A 7,558-nucleotide genomic window follows, 5' to 3' on the forward strand; every position below is an offset into this window, starting at 1 on the left:
AATAGGTCGAATCATGGCGAAAAATGGCTGGGTTTCGAAATACACCTGTAAAAAATATTGTATTCATACAGAAAAAAGCAATGAATCACCGGTGGGGAATGAACTTAATCGAGAATTTGATATAGGTCAACCACGAAAGATATTGGTGACCGATTTAACCTATGTAAGGGTTAAACAGCGTTGGCACTACCTTTGTGTAATTGTTGATATCAGTAATCGAGAAATAGTGGGGCGAAGTGCTGGCAGGCATAAAACAGCGGCACTGGTCATGCAAGCTATGAGTCAAATTCCAATGAACTTACAGACGATTGAGTTGTTTCATTCTGATAGAGGAAAAGAGTTTGATAATCATTTGATTGATGAATGTTTAACAGCATTTGGAATTAAACGGTCGTTAAGTCGCAAAGGCTGCCCCTATGATAACGCAATTGCAGAAAGCACATTCAAAGCAGTGAAAACAGAATTTGTGTCAAATACTATTTTTGATTCATTGGCGCAACTTAAATTGGAATTTAATCACTATGTGGATTGGTTTAATTATAATCGAATTCATTCAACATTAAATTACCAGTCGCCGATTGAATACAAAAGAAATCGATGACCTTATCTTTTTGGTACTAAAATGTGTTGCCATTCCATAAGTGTTTTTGCCTACGCCCACGGACTGTGCAACTGGAAAGCCAGTTTTATAAGGGTGAAAAGTAAACAAGTTAACCACATTAGTACCGCCCATATCCGAGCCAGTCTCGCCAAAATTAGCGGGCATAATATGTTCCCATTTAAACACTGCAGTACCGCCACAATATTTAGGGCGTTGTACATACACTTGCCGTGTTACCCGATTAAACCGTACCCGAATATGGCGAAGTGTGAATAACTCTAAGCGATAGATATAACGGAAGTAACGGATAAATAAGTAAGAAGATAATAAAAAAATAATTGACAAAAATATTATTGCAAATATTCCAGAAACAATATTTACCCCTCCATCTTTATATAATTGTAAAGCAATTTGCAAACCAGCATTACAACATGAAAAAGAAACAAAAAATATAGCTAAAAAAATCCAAGTAATAATCCCTCGAAAATTTTCAAGCATACCTCCTCGTATCTCTAAATAGCGATCGTTATAGGCATAATAAGGCCCTATCGGGCGTGGATTATGACTGACCGACTCTTTAGTATAATCTTTGGCGACTTCGCTTAACTTCATTGAGTTATCAGAATAATCTTTTTTCAATTTTTTACGGGTTTCAGGTTTAATGGCACTACCTAACCACAATATAAATTCACCAATATACATTAAAATGTCCCCTGGACTGCTTGATTAAACTCAGCTAACTCTTCAGTTAAGTCATCAAATTGATCACGTTTGGGATCTTTGCTCAAGCAGCCACAATCTAACCTTACCAATTAATCCTCTGCATTCTCTTTTATGGGCTTTTCAGCTTGTTTTGCTGTTTTTGTTTTTCTTTTTCGGCTGGCTTTTTTCTTGGGTCTTTTAAATTGACCATAGTCGATAAGTTCGCCTGTTTCGTCATCAATCACGCCCCACTCTTGGCTACTATCTAAAATCGCCTTTTGTACCTCGGGTGGGTAATCTGATAGGGTGGTTTCTTTTGGTAAAGGTTTACCGGGTTTACCCGCTTGCCTGATCACTTTTGGCCAACGAGGTTGCCAGCATAGGCATTCCGAAATAAAGTAACCCATAGTATAAAATGGCAATAAGATTAAAAAGACGGGGATTAACATTAAAATCATGATCACACTGGGGTTATTTTTTGCCAGATGGATCATGGGGCGAATATGCCCCTCAACACCGTGAAAAGGCATGGGTAAATGGGTGCTTAGGCATGGTTTTGGCAGGTTTTGGGGACCGTCTTCCATATAACGTCGGATAAATTCCCACTCGTCTTTATAATCTTGGGGATCATAAGTGTTTTTACCGACGCCCACGGACTGTGCAACTGGAAAGCCAGTTTTATAAGGGTGAAAGGAGAACACATTAACTAAGTTGGTACCGCCCATATCCGAGCCAGTCTTGCCAAAATTAGAGGGCATAATATGTTCCCATTTAAACACTGCTGTACCGCCACAATATTTAGGGCGTTGTACATACACTTGTCGTGTTACTCGATTAAACCGTACCCGAATATGGCGAAGCGTGAATAACTCTAAGCGACAGACATAACGGAAGTAGCGGATGCATAAATAAGTGGAAACTAAAAATATAATTAAAAAAAATATTATTGCAAATATACCCGAGGCAACATTACCACGCTCATGATGATATAATTTGAGTAAAATATTTAATCCCAAATCTCCACTAGAATAAGGAATAAAAAATATAGCAAAACTAATCCAAGTAATAATCCCCCGAAAATTTTCAAACATACCCCCTCGTATCTCTAAATAGCGATCGTTATAGGCATAATAAGGCCCTATCGGGCGTGGATTATGACTGACCGACTCTTTGGTATAATCTTTGGCGACTTCGCTTAACTTCATATCACCACTAAAATAGCCCATTTTCAATTTTTTACGGGTTGCGGTTTTAATAGCACTACTTAACCAAAATAAATATTCACCAATATACATTAAAATGTCCCCTGAACTGCTTGATAAAACTCACTTAGCTCCTCGGTTAAGTCATCAAATGGCTTACGTTCGGGATCTTTACTAAAGCAGCAACGATCTAACCATTTTTGTAATGCGTTATCGTCAAAGATGATAATGGCGATAGTAACTACCACAGTAAAAAAAGTTATAAAAAAATTAATATGAGCAAGAAAAATAGCAACCGATTCTATCGTTACTGCTTGCCCTAGTAATAGACCAACTGCTGCCACTCTGACCAACACAGTCCGCTCAATACTTTGAGTCACAATTCTTTCTAGCCATGGAACTAAAGAACCTAATGCCACAAGGAATTGTGTTATACTAAGCGCAAAGATTGCCATTGCTCTAGCATAATAAGCTATTGTTATTATATCGTTATTTTTTTCACTTGCTTTTTTACCATCTATAAAATCAAAGTATACGGACATTCCTCCTGCCATTGCCGATAAGGTCGCACCCCATAAAAATATTCGGCCAAAGGCATTACGTGTTGCAATTGCGGTCATCGATTTTGGATCTTTACCGATACAACATTCAATAACACTTGTCCCTATTTGGAATATTGCAGCCATGGTTGTCATCCCTGATGCGAGAAGTTCGGCTCGTTCTCGCCAATTTGTCCATTTGCCTTGTGTAAATTTTCGGATTGTGTCATAAGCGCTAAACCCGAAAACGATCATGGCAATTCGGGTATTAACCAGATCGGCATTTTGAAAATGCTCCCTCGCTCTACGGGTTATTTGTCCAGCGCCTTTTGCTGGGTCAGCAGTAAAACTTTGTCCACAAATATTAATGCGTAAACCATACAGCTTTCGCGCCTCTTTATTAATTGTAGACAAAATCATATTACCAAAAAAGTTAAGAAGTCGCTGTTCAACCCGTGTTGAAGTTACCTTTAAAAAATATCGTACTAAATCAGCAAATGAGGTTGATAATAATGCAATAGGCAAGCCACGTGCCGCTAAGTCATCAATTATGGGACCCGTTTGATTAATATGGTCTGTGATTTTATTAAGTAAATCAACGGCGGTATCAATTGTTGATAGATGGTCAGTATTTGTAATAGGGCCATCGCTGATGATGATTTTTTTTTGCAAATCCAGATACTCATTAATTGTATCGATTATGCTTGTAATATTAAAACTATATGCACGCCAGCATAAATTTTCACGGGTAATTTTGCGGGCTCTCCACCACTTATCAAATTGTTTTCTTACAGAAGGCGAGCCGCTTGCACCACAGATACATGCACTGACTTGCAGAGTAAACTGAATGCCATCGAGTTTTTCGTTAGAGTCATAAAAATCTAGCGCTAGCAGCAGGTGTGCAGACTTTAACCACTTTATATAATCTTGGCTATGATTTTCTGCCTTTTGTTCGGCAAGTTGACTTTTTTCATCAAAATTTTTTTGAAAGGTATCGAGCTTTTCTTGCGATAATCGGCTCCAATATTTTTCTTTAAATTCTTCTTCCGAGGCTTCTTGGGTATAGATATTATCAATGTTTTTCTTATACCGTTCTTGATCTTCATCAATATATCTATTCAAAATTTCTTTCATCTCATCGGATAGCTCTGGATCTGAGCCATATATTCTCAAGTAGTCATAATGTCGATTTTGCTTGTTTATCATTTGTTTAATGCGCATTTGACGGAATGAGTCTTTAAGCCCATAAAGCTGTCTAGAAATGAGTAAGCGGTGTTCGTTAGAAATGCCTTCATTATCTTTAGTTTCCATCCAAGGTTTCATATTTTGTTGTAATGCTTGATTGCGCCGATTATTTAAACTTTGAGTGATGCCGATAGCATCGTTGACAACAATGGCTGCACCTTGACGTTTTTTCAGCTTTTTGTATATCGACAAATAACGATAAAAATTCTTACCTATGGATGCATCATTAAAATTTGTACGCTTGGAGTAGACAAATTCTACGTTCTGTTTTTTTTGATATGCTTGACATCGCTCAGCTGATTGATTACCCCAAAAAGGCGTGTTATTTAAAAATTCCTCTTGGGTTGCTAGCTTTTCTGCTGTGGAAAATTCTAAAATATTGGGTGAAAATTCATCTGGTAATATTGATTTAACGCCATTGCGAATTTCATCGGGTGTTATGCCGTCAAGTAAATAGAGATCCTGATCTTCATATTTCGCTAATAGCTTTGCACTGATTTTATTAGGTGCAAATATAAAATAGATCTTAATGATATTTTCGCTTTCTTTAAAACTAATATACGACGCATCGGCTCCATCAAATGCAATATTGCAGGTATAGGTAGGGGGAATATTACTTACGTTTTCAACATTTTTATGTTCAATCAAACACCCCTCTGGGCTAGAGGTAAATACACGCCATTTTTTGCCCGTGTTACGATGTTCTAAAACGTATAAATAACCTTGTCTAAGCATTTGTAAACAATACTTAGAATGTGTTAATGGTATATCTTTAACTTTTTTTTGCACAAAATTGGGTAATGGTGGTATATCATTGCGCGATAGGTAACCAGCTATAGACAAACGAGTTGGTAGCACAAATAAATTACCCTCTTTGTCTTGACAACTAGGACAACGTTTACCTGGATTTTGTTCATTTGTCTTCAATAGCCCTAGTAAATTATCAAGCGATGCCATGCTTTATTCCTTCTTGCCATTCATTAAAATATTGTTTAATTTTGTTAATATCCTTATTATTAATAAGGTTAGCACATAGATCTTTATCTATTGATTGAAAAAATGATGGTGGTTGAGCCATGATATAGCTAACCATATAATTGAGTATGTGTTTATCAGGTTGTGTGTAACTTGCCATATACACCCATTCTAACAGCTGATTTAATATTTTTTTCTGCTCTGTGGTTAATGTGTTATTTTGTTGATTTGTTGTAATGTATTCGTAATAATTATATGTCTGTGCAATATTAAGTTGTTGCCATTGGCGAGAGCTTATTTGATAGTTAATATCAGATAAGATTATTTCTGGTTTATGATGTAGTTCGATATAGTTATCATGCCAATAATACCAATACTCAATTACACCGAATAAGTTATCTAATTGTTGTTGATCAAAAATTCTAACTAAATGATTTAAAACTTTGGGGTCATAAAAACGAAAAAGATAATAGCTTCCATCATAGCGCATAAACATGGCATTACTAATTTGTTTTTGAATATAATTAATAGGATATAGTGAAAATAAGATCGCAATCGCTGCAGATTTTTTATCATTTAAGTTTTGAATAATATCTTCTAAAACCGATGTTGGCTTTGATTGCGCACTTTCGGCTATTGATTGTTTGGATATTGTGCAAAGCTGTAAGCATTCATAATCTGTCGATACAGTATCTTGCCTATCGCGAACAGGAACAATTGACTCAAAATCAAAATAATTTTTTAAAAAGAATTCATCATTGATTTTGGGATCAACAAGTAAATGTAATTTACCAAACTGCATTAGGTGCTGAGTAATTATTTGACTAATTTGGTTATCAGGTATTAAATTTTTCATTATTATCTTTCCACAAAAATAGCATGTTCGTTGGTTGAGTTTTCTTGAACTCCAGAACAAATAGGTGGTAATTTCGATTTAATGTCCATATTCGCCGGCCCCATCTTTTGCAATACATTACATTTAAGATAGATATTATCCTGTGTGCCCAGTTCAATGCCTTCGCTGCTGATTTTGATATAAGAGCCACCACAGATTAGCGTTATCTCTTTGGCTGCTGTTATCTGCGTTTTACCATCCACACTATCCACTTTGATATCTTGCTTGGCGGCCATATTGAGGTTAGCATTTTGGGCTTGCACTTCAATATCACCTTGGTTGGCAAACAGTTTCATGCCTGATTTTTGCGCAAATAAGCCAATCGCCTCGCCCGCTGAAAGGGTGACGTTGTTTAAAGCGTTGATGTCGGTTTGATGTTCGCTGGTTAAGGTGAGGCTGTTAGCTGTCGATAGTTGGATATTTTCAGGGCTAGTTAGGGCGATGCCTTCTTGCGCATAAGCCAGTATACCACTTTGGGTTAGCTCACTTAAGTTGGCTTTAAGTTGGTCTTGGCTGTCGGTATCGGCGCTGTGCGCTTCGGATTGGGTAGCGGCATTTTGTAGGGCTTTGGCAATGGATAAGGCATTTTCAAGTTGGGCAATCGCCGCTTGCATATCGAGCTGTTTGCCTTGCGCTTTCGGCTGGGTTTGGGTGGTTAAGTATAAGCCTCTATTAGCGGCAATCGCCCCCCATTCGTCAGTGCGCAGTTCAAAGCCTTCACCACGTTGTCCTTTTTTGTTATCAACCAAATGCCCTAAATTAAGTTGGCTTTTGCCGTATTCGGTGGCCAGTTTGATATGCTCTTTCCCGCGTTTATCATCCATGCGCAGTTTGTTATTAGCTGGCGTGCGAATGACATTGCGATGTTTGTTGATGGTGGTGATAGGGTCAGGGTGAGCACTGTCATGCATCGCATGAGCAATATACGGCCTATCGGGATTGCCCTGCATAAAGGCAATGGCTACTTCAGTGCCGTCAATTAACGGGAAGTGAAAACCATAGGTGTTACCCGCATAAGGTTTAGCTAAACGTACCCACAGGCTTTCCGTGCCACTTTTCCATTCTTTCAGGTCGACATTAAATTTAACCCGATAGCGCCCTTGCGGGTCGATATAGCCATAGGTGTCATGATTAGGACTGGTGACACGGGCAGGTAAAGTGCCACTGACTTGTGGCCAGCGTATGGGCGCAGGGCGATAAGGTTTTAAGGCTTGATAAGGAATGGCGGTAAAGGTGAGTTCATAGGCATCAGTGCGGTTACCCTGCCCCTGTACACTTAAAATAATGATACCGTCATTGATATCGGCCAGCGGACTGCCGTTGAGGTTAATCCATTGACCGGGGGCAAGGTTATAGCGGTTACTCTTACCTTTGAGGATAATTTGCTGGCTAATCGCCT

Annotated in this window: 6 protein-coding genes; 1 reads left to right on the forward strand and 5 read right to left on the reverse strand. The window is 38.2% G+C overall.

Going from position 1 to position 7,558, the window contains the following annotated elements; translation table 11 throughout:
- A partial coding sequence (locus ACYIAL_RS12380; protein WP_483751852.1) for an IS3 family transposase occupies window positions 1–601 on the forward strand: 601 nt, incomplete at its 5' end.
- Here ACYIAL_RS12380 and ACYIAL_RS12385 read toward each other — a convergent pair.
- The 5 genes from ACYIAL_RS12385 to ACYIAL_RS12405 all read right to left on the reverse strand — a co-directional run.
- Complete coding sequence (locus ACYIAL_RS12385) at window positions 560–1,303, reverse strand: hypothetical protein (RefSeq protein WP_483751853.1); 744 nt, start codon at window positions 1,301–1,303, stop codon at window positions 560–562. The genes ACYIAL_RS12380 and ACYIAL_RS12385 overlap by 42 nt on opposite strands.
- 110 nt (window positions 1,304–1,413) lie before the next feature.
- Window positions 1,414–2,598: a DUF6708 domain-containing protein gene (locus ACYIAL_RS12390; RefSeq protein ID WP_483751854.1), complete on the reverse strand. Its 1,185-nt coding sequence runs from the start codon at window positions 2,596–2,598 to the stop codon at window positions 1,414–1,416.
- Window positions 2,598–5,246: a T6SS effector BTH_I2691 family protein gene (locus ACYIAL_RS12395; RefSeq protein WP_483751855.1), complete on the reverse strand. Its 2,649-nt coding sequence runs from the start codon at window positions 5,244–5,246 to the stop codon at window positions 2,598–2,600. Before ACYIAL_RS12395 ends, ACYIAL_RS12390 begins: the two co-directional genes overlap by 1 nt.
- The gene (locus ACYIAL_RS12400; RefSeq protein WP_483751856.1) at window positions 5,233–6,120 is read right to left on the reverse strand and encodes a DUF4123 domain-containing protein; all 888 of its coding nucleotides are present in this window, start codon (window positions 6,118–6,120) and stop codon (window positions 5,233–5,235) included. Before ACYIAL_RS12400 ends, ACYIAL_RS12395 begins: the two co-directional genes overlap by 14 nt.
- Window positions 6,121–6,122: 2 nt before the next feature.
- Window positions 6,123–7,558, reverse strand: a 1,436-nt coding sequence (locus ACYIAL_RS12405; protein ID WP_483751857.1) for a DUF2345 domain-containing protein, incomplete at its 5' end; no start/stop codon positions are given.

The sequence above is a fragment of the Gilliamella sp. X-57 genome, from assembly GCF_057063565.1.

Coding starts and splice junctions, on each gene's coding strand:
- ACYIAL_RS12400 (WP_483751856.1), bottom strand. CDS start 6,120: ATGAAAAATTTAATACCTGATAACCAAATTAGTCAAATAATTACTCAG.
- ACYIAL_RS12390 (WP_483751854.1), bottom strand. CDS start 2,598: ATGTATATTGGTGAATATTTATTTTGGTTAAGTAGTGCTATTAAAACC.
- ACYIAL_RS12395 (WP_483751855.1), bottom strand. CDS start 5,246: ATGGCATCGCTTGATAATTTACTAGGGCTATTGAAGACAAATGAACAA.
- ACYIAL_RS12385 (WP_483751853.1), bottom strand. CDS start 1,303: ATGTATATTGGTGAATTTATATTGTGGTTAGGTAGTGCCATTAAACCT.